The sequence below is a fragment of the Streptomyces sp. NPDC028298 genome, assembly GCF_055565895.1.
The window spans coordinates 35,298-50,836 of record NZ_JBVHTL010000008.1 but is presented as its reverse complement, the minus strand read 5'-3'; the positions used below and the strand labels follow the sequence as shown (position 1 = coordinate 50,836).

12 protein-coding genes and 1 riboswitch are annotated in these 15,539 nt (G+C 70.3%); of the genes, 5 read left to right on the top strand and 7 right to left on the bottom strand.

Annotated elements, in window-relative coordinates; translation table 11 throughout:
• The first annotated feature begins 295 nt into the window (after nucleotides 1–295).
• Complete coding sequence (locus tag ACZ4TO_RS30910) at nucleotides 296–853, top strand: DUF3291 domain-containing protein (RefSeq protein ID WP_468025924.1); 558 nt, start codon at nucleotides 296–298, stop codon at nucleotides 851–853.
• 84 nt (nucleotides 854–937) lie between these two features.
• Here the strand turns inward: ACZ4TO_RS30910 and ACZ4TO_RS30905 are convergent, their stop codons facing one another.
• The 5 genes from ACZ4TO_RS30905 to aceA form a co-directional block, all read right to left on the bottom strand.
• A complete protein-coding gene (locus tag ACZ4TO_RS30905; RefSeq protein WP_468025923.1) occupies nucleotides 938–2,176 on the bottom strand; it encodes an MFS transporter in 1,239 nt (412 codons plus the stop codon).
• 249 nt (nucleotides 2,177–2,425) lie between these two features.
• Complete coding sequence (metE, locus tag ACZ4TO_RS30900; RefSeq protein WP_468025922.1) at nucleotides 2,426–4,744, bottom strand: 5-methyltetrahydropteroyltriglutamate--homocysteine S-methyltransferase; 2,319 nt, start codon at nucleotides 4,742–4,744, stop codon at nucleotides 2,426–2,428.
• Between the two features lie 179 nt (nucleotides 4,745–4,923).
• Nucleotides 4,924–5,140, bottom strand: a riboswitch (cobalamin riboswitch).
• A gap of 196 nt (nucleotides 5,141–5,336) precedes the next feature.
• On the bottom strand, nucleotides 5,337–6,212 hold the full coding sequence (locus tag ACZ4TO_RS30895) for a 3-hydroxybutyryl-CoA dehydrogenase (RefSeq protein ID WP_468025921.1): 876 nt from the start codon (nucleotides 6,210–6,212) through the stop codon (nucleotides 5,337–5,339).
• Nucleotides 6,209–7,807, bottom strand: coding sequence for a malate synthase A (gene aceB / locus ACZ4TO_RS30890; RefSeq protein ID WP_468025920.1), 1,599 nt, complete (start codon nucleotides 7,805–7,807; stop codon nucleotides 6,209–6,211). The genes ACZ4TO_RS30895 and aceB overlap by 4 nt, the downstream gene beginning before the upstream one ends.
• A 92-nt stretch (nucleotides 7,808–7,899) precedes the next feature.
• Nucleotides 7,900–9,183 (bottom strand): isocitrate lyase, encoded by a 1,284-nt coding sequence (gene aceA, locus ACZ4TO_RS30885; RefSeq protein ID WP_468025919.1) that lies wholly within the window; start codon nucleotides 9,181–9,183, stop codon nucleotides 7,900–7,902.
• Nucleotides 9,184–9,561: 378 nt separating this feature from the next.
• On the opposite strand from aceA, the gene ACZ4TO_RS30880 reads away from it, so the two are divergent.
• A complete protein-coding gene (locus tag ACZ4TO_RS30880; protein ID WP_468025918.1) occupies nucleotides 9,562–10,968 on the top strand; it encodes a short-chain fatty acyl-CoA regulator family protein in 1,407 nt (468 codons plus the stop codon).
• Nucleotides 10,969–11,000: 32 nt separating this feature from the next.
• Here ACZ4TO_RS30880 and ACZ4TO_RS30875 read toward each other — a convergent pair whose 3' ends face one another.
• Both ACZ4TO_RS30875 and ACZ4TO_RS30870 read right to left on the bottom strand, forming a co-directional pair.
• Nucleotides 11,001–11,747, bottom strand: a complete 747-nt coding sequence (locus ACZ4TO_RS30875; RefSeq protein WP_468025917.1) for a phosphotransferase family protein — start codon at nucleotides 11,745–11,747, stop codon at nucleotides 11,001–11,003.
• Entirely contained in the window at nucleotides 11,740–12,267 is a 528-nt protein-coding gene (locus ACZ4TO_RS30870) for an SUKH-4 family immunity protein (RefSeq protein ID WP_468025916.1), read from the bottom strand. The genes ACZ4TO_RS30875 and ACZ4TO_RS30870 overlap by 8 nt, the downstream gene beginning before the upstream one ends.
• 141 nt (nucleotides 12,268–12,408) lie before the next feature.
• Here ACZ4TO_RS30870 and ACZ4TO_RS30865 point away from each other — a divergent pair, with 141 nt between their 5' ends.
• The 3 genes from ACZ4TO_RS30865 (at nucleotide 12,409) to abc-f (ending at nucleotide 15,402) form a co-directional block, all read left to right on the top strand.
• A complete protein-coding gene (locus ACZ4TO_RS30865; RefSeq protein ID WP_468025915.1) occupies nucleotides 12,409–12,744 on the top strand; it encodes a hypothetical protein in 336 nt (111 codons plus the stop codon).
• Between the two features lie 151 nt (nucleotides 12,745–12,895).
• Nucleotides 12,896–13,480, top strand: a complete 585-nt coding sequence (locus ACZ4TO_RS30860) for a DinB family protein (RefSeq protein WP_382778513.1) — start codon at nucleotides 12,896–12,898, stop codon at nucleotides 13,478–13,480.
• A 275-nt stretch (nucleotides 13,481–13,755) separates the two neighbouring features.
• Nucleotides 13,756–15,402, top strand: coding sequence for a ribosomal protection-like ABC-F family protein (abc-f, locus tag ACZ4TO_RS30855; RefSeq protein WP_468025914.1), 1,647 nt, complete (start codon nucleotides 13,756–13,758; stop codon nucleotides 15,400–15,402).
• Nucleotides 15,403–15,539: the final 137 nt, after the last annotated feature.

Here is a 15,539-nt window from a genome sequence, read left to right as displayed (position 1 = left end):
CGCATGGACGTTGACATGCGGGAGCCCTTCTGCTGACGGTCCGGAGCGCTCCGCGTCCAGTTCGCGCGATGACCGGTGCGAGAGGCCACTCGGGCGCGGAAAGCGCAACTTCGACAGGGCCCGCAGCGGCAGCTACCTTCACCTGGTCCTCGGCGATCGCCCACGGTCGCGCAGGAGTTCCTTCAGGCTGGGCCACCCCGCGACGGGGCGAGTGGTCACGCCCCTACGAGCCCTCGCCCCCGTGCGCAAGCCGCCGAACCGGCCCCACGCCAGCCCCCCGACCAGGGAGACACGCATGCCCCGACTCGCGCTGTACACCTTCGGCGTCCTGAAGTCGCCTCTCGCCGATCCCGCACCTCTCACCCGCGAGTTCTACGACGTCGGTGAGGCCGTCTACCGGAAGATCGGCCGGCACCCCGGGTACCTCGCGCGCGCAGAGGCGGCGGGCGGTGACCGGGGCATGCTCTTCGAGGCGGACTGGGGTGCGTGGGGCGAGTTCGCCGTACCGGCCTGGTACGACAAGGGCCGTACGGTGGAGACCACCGCCGTGGCCGCGACGCTCTCCCTCTGGACCGACCTGGGCTCCGCCTTCGAGGCCGTGTACACCGGTCTGCATCGTGAGGCGCTGAACCGGCGCTACGACTGGTTCGAGAGGACGGGATTCCCGAACTACGTGTGCTGGTGGACCGCCGACGACGTGACACCCACCTGGCGGGACGGGGTGTCCAGGCTGGAGCACCTCCACGACCACGGCTCCGTGCCGCATGCCTTCACCTTCCACCACCCGTTCGCCCCGGACGGAACTCCGGCCAGGATCAACGGCATCGGGCCGAAGGGCGGCCAAGTGAGCTGACAAGGGAGCCTGAACGGCCGGGTGTTGGCTATCGAATGCCGTGAAGCTCCACAAGCACCCTCGACGGATTGACGGAGTCGACCCCTAGGCCGCTTGTGCCTCCCGCTTCGGGGAGCCGGTCGTCGTCTGCCCGGCACGCTGACGGCGTAGCGCCCAGCGAACCGCGGGCGGTGCTGCCAGACCTGTCAGCGCGAACATGGCTCCCACGACGTACCAGCCGGGGCGCCCCCAGGTGATGCACAGCGAGATGAGCAACGCCGGCCCAAGACCCTCGGCCAGGCCCATGCCCAGACCGAACACGCCCAGGTACTGGCCGGTGGCGTGCCGCGGGGCGAGGGCGAAGGACACCTCGAAGGCGGCGGCGGAATGCCAGAGTTCGCCGACGGTGTGGATCACCACTGCGGTGAGGAGCACGCTCGCGGCGGCCCACCCCGGGATGCCGGCGGACAGGGAGATCAGTGAGCAGGAGACGAGGAAGGCGACGCCCGCACGGCGGTAGGCGTGTCCGCCGGCGGTGGGGGAGTCGACGTTGCGGCTGGCGCGCACCTGGAGCGCCACGACCATGAGGGTGCCGGTGAGCATGGTCCCCGAGATGAGCCAGTGCGGGGCTGTGGTGGCGCCGACCAGCCAGAGAGGGATGGCCACGGTGAGGACTTTGAACTGGACGGCCATGATGCCGTCGAGTGCGGTGAGCAGCAGGTAGGGGTGGTCTCTGAGGGCGATCCAGCGGGGACCGCCGGTGGCGGCGAGGGGGGTGACCGGCGGCAGCGCGACGAGCAGCGCCGCGGAGACCGCGAAGGCGATCGCGTTGCCGATGACCATGAGCTGATAGGCCGTGAGCGTGGCGGCCTGGACGGCCAGCCCCGCTCCCACGGCACCGAGGGAGACGCCGACGTTCGTCACGGCGCGGAGATAGGCGCGGAACTCCTGCGGCCGGTTCCCTCCGTAGTGCCTGATGAGGGGACCGTGGGCGGCTTTCCCGGCCGCTTTGGCTCCGGCGGCCGTGGTGATCGCGAGAAGGAACGACCAGAAGCCGTCCACCAGCACGAAGCCGGCCGTGGCCAGTGCCTGCACCACCAGGGTGGCGATGTAGACGCCGCGTGCTCCGTATCGGTCCGCCAGATGACCGACCGCGACACCCAGGGCGAGGGCGGCAAGTCCGGCCGCGCCGAGTCCGAGTCCCACCTGACCGGCCGGGAGACGAACCGCCTCCGTGAAGTACAGAACCCCGGCGGTCAGGTACAGGCCGCTGCCGACGGTGTAGACGAAGTTCGAGGCGGCGAGGACGCGTTGTGGTCCGGTGCTCGGCAGTAGACGGGGCATGGCGGGGCTCCCTGTCGCGAACAGGCGGTAAGGACTCCGACAGCTTGTTGCATATTACGTGCAAGTGCAAGCGATTGGCGTTACGGAGCGGCACGTGAGGGGGTGAGTCCTGTCGTATCCATGGCATCGGTCGGTGCTGGGCGCACGGTCGGACACCAGGTGACTTGGTGAGAGCCGGCGCGGTCTCGACCCGGGGCCGGGGGAGGAGGCGGTGTGGCTGCTTCCTCCCCCGGCCGATGGGGCCTCTGGCTAGCGGGCGGAGAGTTCCTCGCGAACCTCGCGGGCGGCGGCGACCAGGTTCTCCAGAGAGGCGCGGGTCTCCGGCCAACCGCGGGTCTTCAGGCCGCAGTCGGGGTTGACCCACAACCGCTCGGCGGGAATGGCCTCGAGGCCGGTCCGCAGGAGCGCGGCGGCCTCCTGGGCACTGGGTACGCGCGGCGAGTGGATGTCGTACACGCCGGGCCCGGCCTCACGCGGATAGCCGTGCGCGGCGAGCTCGCGCGCGACCTGCATGTGCGAGCGGGCGGCTTCGAGGCTGATGACGTCGGCGTCGAGGTCGTCGATGGCCTGGACGATGTCCCCGAACTCGGCGTAGCACATGTGGGTGTGGATCTGGGTGTCCGGCCGTACGCCTCCGGTGGTCAGCCGGAACGCCTCGGTCGCCCACGCGAGGTACGCCGGGCGGTCGGCGGCCCGCAAGGGCAGCGTCTCGCGCAGGGCGGGCTCGTCCACCTGGATCACCGAAGTCCCGGCCGTCTCCAGGTCGTCGACCTCGTCCCGCAGGGCGAGGGCGACCTGCCGGGCGGTGTCGCCGAGGGGCTGGTCGTCGCGGACGAAGGACCAGGCGAGCATGGTGACCGGGCCGGTGAGCATGCCCTTCACCGGCCGGGAGGTGAGCGACTGGGCGTACGTCGTCCAGCGCACGGTCATCGGTCCGGGGCGGGAGATGTCCCCGGCCAGGATCGGCGGACGGACGTAGCGCGTTCCGTAGGACTGCACCCAACCGTGCCGCGTGGCCAGGTATCCCGTCATCTGCTCGGCGAAGTACTGGACCATGTCGTTGCGTTCGGGCTCGCCGTGCACCAGGACGTCCAGGCCGGTCTTCTCCTGGAAGGCGATGACCTCCTGGATCTCTGCCCGGATGCGCTCCTCGTAGCCTGCCGCGTCGATGCGTCCCGTCCGCAGGTCGGCGCGGGCGGTGCGCAGTTCGCCGGTCTGCGGGAAGGATCCGATCGTGGTGGTCGGCAGCAGGGGAAGGCCGAGACGGGCTCGCTGAGCCGGTGCCCGCCGGGCATAGGGCTGTGAGCGGCGGCCGTCGGCGTCCGTGACGGCCCTGATGCGGGCCCGGACGGCGGGGTCGTGTGTGATCGGTGAGTTCACGCGCGAGGCCAAGTCGGCGCGGTTCGCGGCGAGTTCGCCCGCGATCGCGTCGGTGCCGAGGCGCAGGCCCTGGGCGAGGGTGGCGATCTCGGTGGTCTTCTGGCGGGCGAAGGCGAGCCAGCGCAGGATCTGGGGGTCGATGTCCTGCTCGGCGGTCGTGTCGAGCGGGACATGGAGGAGGGAACACGACGCCGACACGTCGACCTGGTCGGCGAGACCCAGCAGGGTGCCGAGGGTGGCGAGGGACTTGGCCAGGTCGTTGATCCAGATGTTGCGGCCGTTCACGACACCCGCGATGAGTCGCTTGCCGGGCAGACCGCCCACGGCCGCGAGGGCCTCGAGGTTGGCCGCCGCGGCGTCGGTGAAGTCCAGGGCCAGCCCGTCGACGGGGGCCTTGGCCAGCACCGGCAGGGCCTCGCCGAGCCGGTCGAAGTATGAGGCGACCAGGAGTTTGGGCCGGTCGGTCAGGCTGCCGAGCGCGCGGTAGGCGTGGGCGGCGGCGTCCAGTTCGGCCCGGGTGCGGTCCTGGACGAGGGCGGGCTCGTCCAACTGGACCCACTCGGCTCCGGCGGCGCGCAGGTCGGCGAGGACCTCGGCGTACACAGGCAGCAGGCGGTCCAGCAGCGTGAGCGGTTCGAAGTCCGCGGGCACGCCCGGGGCGGGTTTGGCGAGCAGCAGGTAGGTGACCGGCCCGACCAGGATCGGACGGGCGTCCAGTCCGAGGGCGAGCGCTTCCTTCAGGTGGGCGACCTGCCGGGTGGAGTCGGCCGTGAAGACCGTGTCAGGGCCCAACTCGGGCACCAGATAGTGGTAGTTGGTGTCGAACCACTTGGTCATCTCCAGCGGTGCGACATCCTGCGTACCGCGCGCCATGGCGAAGTAGCCCTCCAGGGCGTCCGCCTCCAGGGCGGCCCGGTGGCGGGCGGGGATCGCGCCGACCATGACGGTGGTGTCGAGGACGTGGTCGTAGTACGAGAAGTCGCCGGTCGGGACCTCGGCGACACCGGTTTCGGTGAGCCGGCGCCAGTTCGCGGCGCGGAGGTCGGCGGCGGCGCGGTGGAGGGCGTCGGCGGTGAAGCGGCCCTTCCAGTAGCCCTCGATCGCCTTCTTCAGTTCCCGGTCGGGTCCCTGGCGGGGGTAGCCGTACACGGTGGCCCGTGCTGCCGCGGTCGCGGACTTCGCTGTCACGGAAATCTCCTTCGCGAGATATCTCCCTGGGATCCCGGTGACGGGACGTGAGCGCGAAGGGGTGACGGACCGGGCGGAACCGACCTCGCGCGGCACGGCGCGATCTTCCGTCCGACATGTACGCCGACCCGCCCACGAGGTCACCGGGACATCCGCGCACGAGTCCTTTCGCGCGCGGGCAACGGGCAGGTCTTCGGACTCACGGGCACGTCTCCTCGTACACCCTTCGTACGAGCGATACGAGACACCTACTGGCCGTCGCTTCCCAGGCCCGGTTCGTCGGACCCAGTGCGTATGACGGCGGTCGTTCCCGCTCACCGCTGCGGGGCAGTCCCGGATTCCCACCGGGTTCCCTCTTACGACGCATCCCGCCTGGCGGACGGGGCGAACCAGCTGCACCGCCCACCCTAGGGCAATCCGCCCGCGCGGCCGACCCCGTCCGGCATTCGGATGGTGACGGGGACACGGGCGCGGTGACGACGGGAAGCGCCGCCCCCACGCTTCCCGTCGCCCTCCCCCCCCCCGTGAGGCGTCCGCCGACTCCCTCTGTCGGCAGTGCGGTCCGGCCCTCGGCCGGGTCGCGGCAGGATGTTCAGGCTGTCGCCTGGCCGTAGGTGTGGAATCCCCGTCCGGTCTTCCGGCCCAGCAGTCCCGCCTCGACCATGCGCTGGAGCAGCGGGGGCGGGGCGTAGAGGGGTTCCCTGAACTCGTCGTAGAGCGATTCCGCGATCGAGGCGACGGTGTCCAGGCCGATCAGGTCCGCGAGCCTGAGCGGGCCCATCGGGTGGGCGCAGCCCAGCTCCATGCCGGTGTCGATGTCGGCCGCGGTGGCGAAGCCCGACTCCGCCATCCGGACGGCCGCCAGTACGTACGGGATCAGCAGGGCGTTGACGACGAAGCCGGCCCGGTCCCGTGAGCGGATCACCGTCTTGCCGAGCGTGCCCGTGGCGAAGTCCTCCACCGCGGTCACGGTCTCCGGCGAGGTGTGCAGCGAGGCCACGATCTCCATCAGCGGCAGCACCGGCACCGGGTTGAAGAAGTGCAGTCCCACCACGCGGTCGGCACGGCTCGTGGCCATCCCGAGCCGCATCACCGGCAAGGAGGAGGTGTTCGTCGCGAACACCGCACCCGGATCCTCGACGGTCTTGTCGAGGGCGGCGAACACCTCGGTCTTGGCGTCGGCGTTCTCGATGACCGCCTCGACGACGAGCTGCCGGTCGGCCAGGTCGTCCAGAGTGCCCGTGAAGACGATGCGGGCGAGGGCGTCCCGCGCTGCCTGTGGCTCCAACTTGCCTCGGCGTACGGCCCGTTCGAGGGAGGTGGCCACTCGTTCGCGGGCTGCGCGGGCGGCTGTCGCGTCGGCTTCGCAGACCACCGTGTCCAGTCCGGCCCGCGCGCAGACCTCGGCGATGCCCGCGCCCATCCGGCCGCCCCCGACCACGCCCACGCGCCGGAAGCCGGCGCTCACGATCGGAGCTCCGCGTGCCGCACGAGGTGCCCGGAGTAGGCGTCCGGGGTGAAGAAGAGAGGCAACTCGCCGCTGAGAGCGGTGCGTTCGAAGAGTCCGCGCACCGCGTCGAGGTCCGCCCACGGGTACTCGGATCCGAGCGCGACGAGTTCCTCGTCGAGGATGTCGAGCACGCCCAGCCGGTCGATCACCCGGTGTCGCAGCCACTGCCAGATCTGCACGCGGGCGATCTCGGCGGTCGCCGCGTCCTCCATGAGGCCGTACAGGGCGACCGCTCCCTGACCGCGCATCCAGGCGGCGAAGTACCGCAACGCGACAGCGATGTTGGTGCGCACGCCCTCCGGCGTGGGCGGTCCGGTGATCCGGCGCACCGACAGCAGGTCCGCGGCCCGGACGTCCACGTCGTCCCGCGTCCGGTCGGTCTGGTCGGGCCGGTCCCCCAGGACACCGTCGAACACCTCACGGCACACCGGGACGAGCCCGGGATGGGCGACCCAGGACCCGTCGAACCCGTCCTCCGCCTCGCGCTCCTTGTCCAGCCGTACCGTGGCGAGCGCCGCCTCGTGGGTGGCCGGGTCCTTGCTCGGCACCTGGGCCGCCATGCCGCCGATGGCGTGGGCGCCGCGCTTGTGACAGGTGCGCACGAGCAGTTCGGTGTACGCCCGCAGGAAAGGCGCGGTCATGGTGACCTTCGCCCGGTCGGGGAGGAGGAAGTCGGTGCGATGCCCGAGGGTCTTGATCAGGCTGAACAGGTAGTCCCAACGTCCCGCGTTGAGGCCGGAGCTGTGCTCGCGCAGCTCGTAGAGGATCTCCTCCATCTCGAAGGCCGCGGTGATCGTCTCGATGAGGACCGTGGCCCGGATCGTGCCCCGGGGGATGCCCAGCAGTTCCTGCGCGGTGAGGAAGACGTCGTTCCACAGCCGTGCCTCGTACCGGTTCTCCAGCTTTGGCAGGTAGAAGTAGGGTCCGTGCCCGGCGTCGATCTGACGCCGCGCGCAGTGGAAGAAGTAGAGCCCGAAGTCGACGAGGGCTGCGGGGACCGGTCCGCCGTCGAACTCCAGGTGGTCCTCGGTGAGATGCCAGCCGCGCGGCCGGACGACGATGGTGGCGAGCCTTTCCCGGTCGGCCAGTCGGTACTCCCTGCCGTCCTCGGCGGTGAAGTCGATGCGGCGCTCGATCGCGTCGAGCAGGGTGAGCTGGCCGCCGATGATGTTCGCCCAGGTGGGGGCGGTGGCGTCCTCGAAGTCCGCCATCCACACCCGGGCACCGGAGTTGAGGGCGTTGACCGCCATACGACGTTCCGGCGGTCCGGTGATCTCGACCCGGCGGTCGGTCAGGCCAGGTGCCGCGGGCGCCACGCGCCAGGAGGGGTCGGCACGGACGCCCGAGGTGACGATGGGGAAGTCGAGCGGGGAGCCGGCCGCGATGCGCAGGGACTGGCGCCTGCGTTCCTTCAGCAACTCCCGCCTGCGCTCGCCGAACGCGGCGGCGAGGCTGCCGACGAAGTCCAGGGCGGCGGGCGTGAGGATCTCGTCGTGCCGGTCGCCCGGCGCCGCGAGCACGCGGACGCGGTGGGTCAGGGTGGTGGTGGACATCGGGTTCTCCAGACGGAAGGAGGGAGTGGGGAGCGGACGGGGGGCCGTACGATCCCCACTCGGTCGGGAGCGGGCGGGGGAGGCCACACGTTCTAGTGGAACTGCTCTTCCTCCGTGGACCCGGCCAGAGCGGTGGTGGAGGACGCCGGGTTGACGGCGGTGGAGACCAGGTCGAAGTAGCCGGTACCGACTTCGCGTTGGTGCCTGACGGCGGTGAACCCGTGCTCCTGGGCGGCGAACTCCCTTTCCTGGAGGTCGACGTAAGCAGTCATCCCGTGCTCGGCGTAGCCACGCGCGAGGTCGAACATGCCGTGGTTGAGGGAGTGGAAGCCGGCCAGGGTGATGAACTGGAAGCGATAGCCCATGGCCCCGAGCTCCCGCTGGAACTTGGCGATCTGGTCGTCGTCCAGAGCGGCCTTCCAGTTGAAGGACGGCGAGCAGTTGTAGGCCAGCATCTGGTCCGGGTGCTCGGCGTGGACGGCCTCGGCGAACTCCCGGGCCTGGGCGAGGTCGGGGGTGCCGGTCTCGACCCAGATCAGGTCGGCGTACGGGGCATAGGCGAGGCCGCGGGCGATCACGGGCTCCATGCCGTTCCTGACGCGGTAGAAGCCCTCGGCGGTGCGCTCGCCGGTGACGAACCGGGCGTCGCGCTCGTCGACGTCGCTGGTCAGCAGATTGGCGGCGAGGGCGTCGGTGCGGGCGACGATGACGGTCGGTACGTCGGCGATGTCGGCGGCCAGACGAGCCGCGTTGAGGGTACGGATGTGCTGCGAGGTCGGGACGAGGACCTTGCCGCCGAGGTGGCCGCACTTCTTCTCGGAGGCGAGCTGGTCCTCGTAGTGGATGCCGGCCGCGCCGGCCGCGATCATCGCCTTGGTCAGTTCGAACGCGTTGAGCGGGCCGCCGAAACCGGCCTCCGCGTCGGCGACGATGGGGGCGAGCCAGTCGGTGGTGTCCGTGCCGCCCTCGGCGGTGGCGATCTGGTCGGCGCGCAGCAGGGCGTTGTTGATCCGGCGGACCACCTGTGGCACCGAGTTGACCGGGTACAGGCTCTGGTCGGGGTAGGTGTGGCCGGCCTGGTTGGCGTCGGCGGCGACCTGCCAGCCGGACAGATAGATGGCCTGAAGGCCCGCCCTGACCTGCTGGACCGCCTGCCCGCCGGTGAGCGCGCCGAGCGCGTGGATGTAGTCCCGCTCGTGCAACTGACGCCACAGGCGCTCGGCACCGCGACGGGCCAGCGTGTGCTCCTCACGGACGCTGCCCGAGAGCCGGATCACGTCCTCGGCGCCGTAGGTGCGCTCGACTCCCCGCCAACGGGGGTCGGTGGCCCAGCGTCCCGCGAGTTCCTCGGCCGCCGTGGTCCTCGACTCTGCCATGGTCTTCACCGTCTCCTCGGTTGTTCGATCTGCCAATCTCCCCGCTGTGCAGACAGGGAGTGGCACTCTGTGTCTCTGCCTGGGATGCGGCCCGCCGTTCCGTCGCTGAACGGGGTGAGCAATGCTGCCGCGCAGCAGAGCGCAGATGCCGGGATCTCCGACGTCAGGGCGTGAATCGCGCCCGGTTCTGCGCGCCTGCTGCCGAAGGTCCGGCGGGCCGCACTGGAACTCTGGCACTGGCACTCGGTGCCAACAACGGTGGATGGCTGCCAACTTCTGCGAATCTTCACGGCGCCTTTTGCCAAGTTTGCGAAGGGTTGGCAAGACCGTTCTTCGCCTACGCTGACCACCGTCGGTCCCGGCCAGGGGAGGAGCGCGGTGAGCAAGACCTACGCGGGAGCACGACTGCGGCGGCTGCGTGAGGAGCGGCGGATGAGCCAGGCCGAACTGGCCCGTGTCCTCGCCATCTCGCCCAGCTACCTGAACCAGATGGAGCACGACTCCCGCCCGCTGACCGTGCCGGTCCTGCTCAGGCTCACCGAGACCTTCGGCGTCGACCCGACCTTCTTCTCCGAGCGCGACACGACTCGGCTGGTCGCCGATCTACGGGAGTCGCTGGCGGGCGAGATCGCGGGAGCCCGGGTGTCCGCGTCCGACCTGGCCGACCTCGCCGCGCGCCTGCCCGCGGTCGCTCAGGTCCTGCTGGACCTCGGCCGCCGCAACCAGCTCCTGGCCGAACGGCTCGCGGGCGCCGCCGACGGGCGGGACGCCGAGCACGAGGGCCCCCGTTCCCCGCACGAGGAGATCCGCGACTTCTTCTACCGCCGCCAGAACTACCTCCACGACACCGACCTCGCCGCCGAACATCTCGCCGAGGAGATCGGCATCCGCCCCGGCGAGGTCGTCCCGGCCCTCGCCGCGCGCCTCACCGAACGACACGGCGTGCGGCCGGCCGTCGGGAGCGGCGAGCGCCTGCACCACTACGACGAGCAGACCCGCACCCTGCACCTCTCCGCTCGCCTGCGCCCCGGCCAGCGCGCGTTCCGCCTCGCGACCCAACTCGCGCTGCTCGAACACGGCGAAGGGCTCGACCAGCAGGCGTCGGAGGACTTCCCGGCGGGCTCGTCCGCCCACGCCCTGGCCCGCATCGGCATCGCCCACTACTTCGCCGCGGCGCTGATCCTCCCGTACACCGCCTTCCACACGGCGGCCGAAGAGGTCCGCTACGACATCGAACGCCTCACCGACCGCTACGGCCTCGGCTACGAGACCGTCTGCCACCGTCTGAGCACCCTCCAGCGCCCCCGCCTGCGCGGAGTGCCCTTCTCCTTCGTCCGCGTGGACCGGGCGGGCAACATGTCCAAACGACAGTCGGCGACCGGCTTCCACTTCTCCCGCGCCGGCGGCACGTGCCCCCTGTGGAACGTGTACGAGGCGTTCGCCGCGCCCGGTCGCATCCACGTCCAGATCGCCGAAATGCCGGACGGACAGCGGTACTTGTGGACCGCGCGGGCGATCACCCGCCACCGCGGCGGCTGGGGCGAACCCGGCAAGACCTTCGCCCTCGGCCTCGGCTGCGAGATCCGCCACGCCCACCGGCTCGTCTACTCCGACGGCCTCGACCTCACCAACGCCTCCGCCGCCACCCCCATCGGCATGGGCTGCCGGGTCTGCGAACGCCTCGACTGCCCCCAACGCGCGGCACCACCGCTCGGCCGTCCCCTACAGATCGACCAGAACACCAGCACGTTCGTGCCGTATCCGGTGACCGATCACGCGAACTGACGGTACGGCGGGCTTGGCGGCCACCTGCGACGTCACATCCGGGACCGCAGCACGTCGACCTCACAGCCGGGCGTGAAGGGGTCGAAGCTGTGTTCGCTCAGCCAGCGGACCACCAGCAGGCTGCGCATCGACCACCATGCCTGGATCACATCGAGGTCGACGTCCGTGCCGTAGCCGGCGATGACGTCGTCGAGGTGGTCCTCGTGTCCGAGTGTGAAGGTGGCGAGGTCGTAGAGGGGATCACCCTGGCCCGCCTCGGACCAGTCGATGATGCCGGTGACCTCGTCGCCGTCGAGGAAGACGTGCGCGATCTGCAGGTCGCCGTGTGTGAACGCGGGCGTCCACGGCCGGAGCGCGGCCTCGGCTACCTCGCGATTGCGGGTGACCAGGTCGGCGGGCAGAAGGCCAGTCGTCACGAGCAACGCGCACTCTTCGTCGAGTTCGGCCGCCAGTACGTCGATGCCGCGGCCGGCGCGGCCGGTCCGGGGCGGCAGGGGTGCCTCGTGCAGCTTCCGGATGGCGGCGCCCGCCGCGGCCCACGCCGACGGCGATCCGGTCGCGGGCCCGCCGAGGCTCCCCAGCGTCGCCCCCGGGACCGCGGCGATCGCGAGCACCGGCGGCTTGCGCCACAGGACTTCCGGGGTCGGGACCGGCACGAGGGACATCGCCTCGACCTCGACGTCGACGCGCGCCTGATCGACGTCCACCTTCAAGAACACGTCACCCACGCGCAGGGTCGCACGCTCGGAATGGGCGACGACGACTTCGACCTCATCCATGGGCGCCCAGTATCCCGGGCGCGACCGCCGACGTCGCCGGGTTTTTCGCGGGCGATTGCGTGGCTAGTTCTGAGGGACGTCCGCTGGTGTGTGAAGACCTGCGTGGTGGGGCCGGAGAACTCCGGGATGTCTTCGACGGTGATGGGGGTTCGGGGAGAAGGCACAGGACACAGCCATCGCCTGGAACTACGCCGACCACGAAGCTGTCTTCGCTCGGTCCCCAGAACCCCAGGTCGTAGAGTCGCCGGCCACCTTCGATGAAACGGCGCTCGTACGTGCTCGCCAGGTTGGGCGCCAGTACCGGATCTGGGCTGGACTGCGGCCTGAACGTGAAGAGCGGCAGGCGCGGCAGGCCCAGCTCGCGCAGAGCCCTCCGGTCGCTTTCGGGAATGTCCCAGCCTTGGGCCTCCGGAATGAGCACCTGCTGATCCCTGGCGATCAACCGCTCCAGCGGCTGAGACAGCACGAACCGCAGATCGCCCTCGACCGCCGCCCACCCAACACCCTGGTCGTTGTTCACAGTTGCAGCATCTCCCGGCACGGCGACGCAACTCAAGATCGATCACGTAGGCGCGGCCAGAGCCGTTTTCGAGGCTCTGTCCGCAGCTTCGTGTACGGATATGGCAGGGAGCGCACGTGCCGCGTATGGCACTCTGGCCGCATGGCGGAGAGCGACCGGGAACGCGCGGTAGGCGGCTGGATCTGGAACGAGAACGTCCAGCTCTTCATGGCGCTCCTGGCGCAGTACGCCGGCTACGACTTCGATGAAACCGACTGGCAGACCGTCGAACTCGGCCTCGAGGCCACCGACGATGAGCACCCGGACCGCTGGTACAGCTATCCACTCGTAGGATCGGCCCATCGCCTTGAGGTGCATCTTGCCAACGCCGTGGGTGGCGATGAGGTTTCCGTCCGCGTGAAGGGAACTTCCGACCCTGAGCTACTGCTGAGGGCGGACACCCTGATGTCGGCCTTCGCCACCAGATTCGTCGCTTGAGGCGAGCGTGAGCCGCTGCCCTCATGACTGGTGGGATTCCGGGTGCGGAGGAGATTGAACGAGGCTCGTTCGTACATAGCCACACTGGGCTCTCGCGGCCACGTGTTCGGGACCTTGAGACCACGACCAGCCCGTGGCAGGCTCATGCCGCATGATCGATGACTTCGCGAAGGACAACCTGCACGGGAGACTGCGGCGGGACCGCAAGGCACTGCTCTGGAAACTCGACGGCTTGTCCGAGTACGACGCCCGTCGGCCTTTGACAGCCACCGGGACCAACCTCCTCGGCCTGGTCAAGCACGTGGCCACCGTCGAGGCCAGGTACTTCGGCGAGGTCTTCGACCGCCCTTCCCCGGAACCGCTGCCCCGGTGGCAGGACTACAAGGGCGACGACCTGTGGGCGACCGAGGACGAGACCCGCGAGCAGATCATCGGGTTCTACCGGCGCACCTGGGAACACGCGGACGCGACGATCAACGGGCTTCCCCTCGATGCTCCCGGCCACGTGCCGTGGTGGCCGGACCCTCACCACAACACGAACCTGTTCGCCGTCATGGTCCACGTCCTCGGCGAGTCCAACCGGCATGCCGGGCACGCCGACATCCTGCGCGAGGGCCTCGACGGCCGGACCGGGTTGCGCCCCGAACACGAGCAGCAGATCGACGAGGAAGCCCGTGCGGCCTACTGCGCGAAGATCGAGCTGGCCGCCAGGTCGGCCGCACCCATCAAGGCCTAGGGGGTTGCCTTACGGAAGGGCGGCTCGGTCTTGGGCTGTCGGTGCAGGCCAGTGACGGAGAAACGCGCCGTCATGGCTGTGCAGGGTTCCCGTCCAACTGAGGCAAACGGTGGAACCTGCGCGGGACGCGTTCGCCAGGCCGTCGAGGGCGGGGTGGATGTGAATCATCCTGTAGGATGCAGCTATGCGTTTCTTCTACTTTCTCTGAGTCCGGGCGCGGCCGACGCCGCCGCTTCTGCTGCCCGTAGACACTTCGCATCATCAGGGAAAGTCACATGCGCGAACGCGCCCATATCGCTGTGCCCGCTGCCGTGGCGCAGTTGTCTCTCAAGAACGTCACCAAGTCCTACGGCACCCGGACCGTTCTCGACCAGGTGTGCTTCACCGTCCGTCCGGGGGAGAAGGCGGCCGTCATCGGGGAGAACGGCTCAGGCAAGTCCACCTTGCTGCGACTGCTGGCCGGGTCCGAGGTCCCGGATGCCGGGGACATCACCGCCAACTTCCCAGGCGGCACCGGCTACTTGGCCCAGACCCTCGACCTCGACCCGGACCGCTCCGTACAGGACGCGGTCGACCTCGCGCTGGCCGAACTGCGCGCCATGGAACGCCGACTCCGTGAGGCCGAGGAGCGCCTCGGCGAGGCATCGGAAGACGAACTCGGCGCGTACGGCGAGCTGTTGATCGCATATGAGCAACGTGGCGGGTACGAGGCCGACGCCCGCGTGGATGCGGCGATGTACGGACTCGGGCTCGCCGGCATCACCCGTGACCGCCTGCTCGGCTCCCTCTCCGGCGGGGAGCAGTCGCGCCTCGCGCTCGCCTGTGTGCTGGCCGCCGCCCCCGAACTGCTGCTCCTCGACGAGCCGACCAACCACCTCGACGCGGTGGCCGTGCGTTGGCTCGAGGAGCGCCTGCGCGCGCACCGCGGCACCGTCGTCGCGGTCACCCACGACCGCGGCTTCCTGGAGAAGATCGCCACCACGATCCTCGAGGTCGACCGGGACGCGCGCACGGTACACCGGTACGGCGACGGCTGGGCCGGCTACCGCTCCGCGAAGACGACGGCCCGACGCCGTGCCGAACAGCGGTACACGGACTGGGTTGAAGAGGTCACCCGCACCGAGGAGCTGCTGGAGGCCGCCGGGAAGCGGCTGGCCACCACTGGAGGGGATCCGCGGCAGGGCTTCGGCAAGCACCGTCGCTCGCACGAGGCGAAGCTCGGCGGTCAGGTGCGGGCGGTCCGCGAGCGGCTCGGCCATCTACGGCGCAACCCCGTCGCGCGGCCGCCGGAACCGCTGCGGTTCACGGCCGCCCTGGGTGCGGTGGACGGCGGGCCTCCCCTCGACCGCCCGGTCGCCGAGCTCGCCGACCTGGCGGTCGGCGAACGGCTGCGACTGGAAGGGCTGTTGACGATCGCCCCCGGGCAACGACTGCTGGTCACGGGGGAGAACGGGGCGGGCAAGACCACGCTGCTACGGGTCCTGGCGGGCGATCTGGAACCGGAGGCCGGCATGGTGCGGCGCCCGGCTCGGCTCGGGTATCTCGCGCAGGAACTGCCCGCGCGCTCCACACGGCTCCCGCTGCTCGCCGCCTTCGCGTCCGGTCGGCCCGGACCATCGCAGGAGTACGCCGGACAACTGCTGGCACTGGGGCTGTTCCGTGAGGAGGACCTGCATACGCCGGTCACCGAGCTGTCCGCGGGCCAGCAACGCCGGTTGCAGATCGCGAGGCTGGTGACCCACCCCGTTGACCTTCTCGTGCTCGACGAGCCGACGAACCATGTCGCACTCGACCTGGTCGAGGACCTGGAAGCGGCGCTCGCGGTGTACCCGGGAGCGGTGGTCGCCGTCTCGCACGACCGGGGCTTCCGCGAGCGCTTCCCGGGGGAGCGGCTGGAACTGCGCGGCGGGCGCAGGTGCTGATCCGGTCGACGAGGGCTTGAAGGGCGAGTTCGCCGCCCCGCGCTTCACGGCAGCACTGTCACGGCAGACGGGGCGGCCAGGCCGGGGCGGCGGCCTTGGCTCAATGCGGGGCGGCTGCTCGTCTCGTGCTGTTCGGG

Bases quoted from the DNA above. Each gene is read 5' to 3' on its own strand.
- ACZ4TO_RS30910 (WP_468025924.1), top strand. From the start codon at position 296: ATGCCCCGACTCGCGCTGTACACCTTCGGCGTCCTGAAGTCGCCTCTC.
- ACZ4TO_RS30905 (WP_468025923.1), bottom strand. From the start codon at position 2,176: ATGCCCCGTCTACTGCCGAGCACCGGACCACAACGCGTCCTCGCCGCC.
- aceB (WP_468025920.1), bottom strand. From the start codon at position 7,807: ATGTCCACCACCACCCTGACCCACCGCGTCCGCGTGCTCGCGGCGCCG.
- aceA (WP_468025919.1), bottom strand. From the start codon at position 9,183: ATGGCAGAGTCGAGGACCACGGCGGCCGAGGAACTCGCGGGACGCTGG.
- ACZ4TO_RS30875 (WP_468025917.1), bottom strand. From the start codon at position 11,747: ATGGATGAGGTCGAAGTCGTCGTCGCCCATTCCGAGCGTGCGACCCTG.
- ACZ4TO_RS30865 (WP_468025915.1), top strand. From the start codon at position 12,409: ATGGCGGAGAGCGACCGGGAACGCGCGGTAGGCGGCTGGATCTGGAAC.
- ACZ4TO_RS30860 (WP_382778513.1), top strand. From the start codon at position 12,896: ATGATCGATGACTTCGCGAAGGACAACCTGCACGGGAGACTGCGGCGG.
- abc-f (WP_468025914.1), top strand. From the start codon at position 13,756: ATGCGCGAACGCGCCCATATCGCTGTGCCCGCTGCCGTGGCGCAGTTG.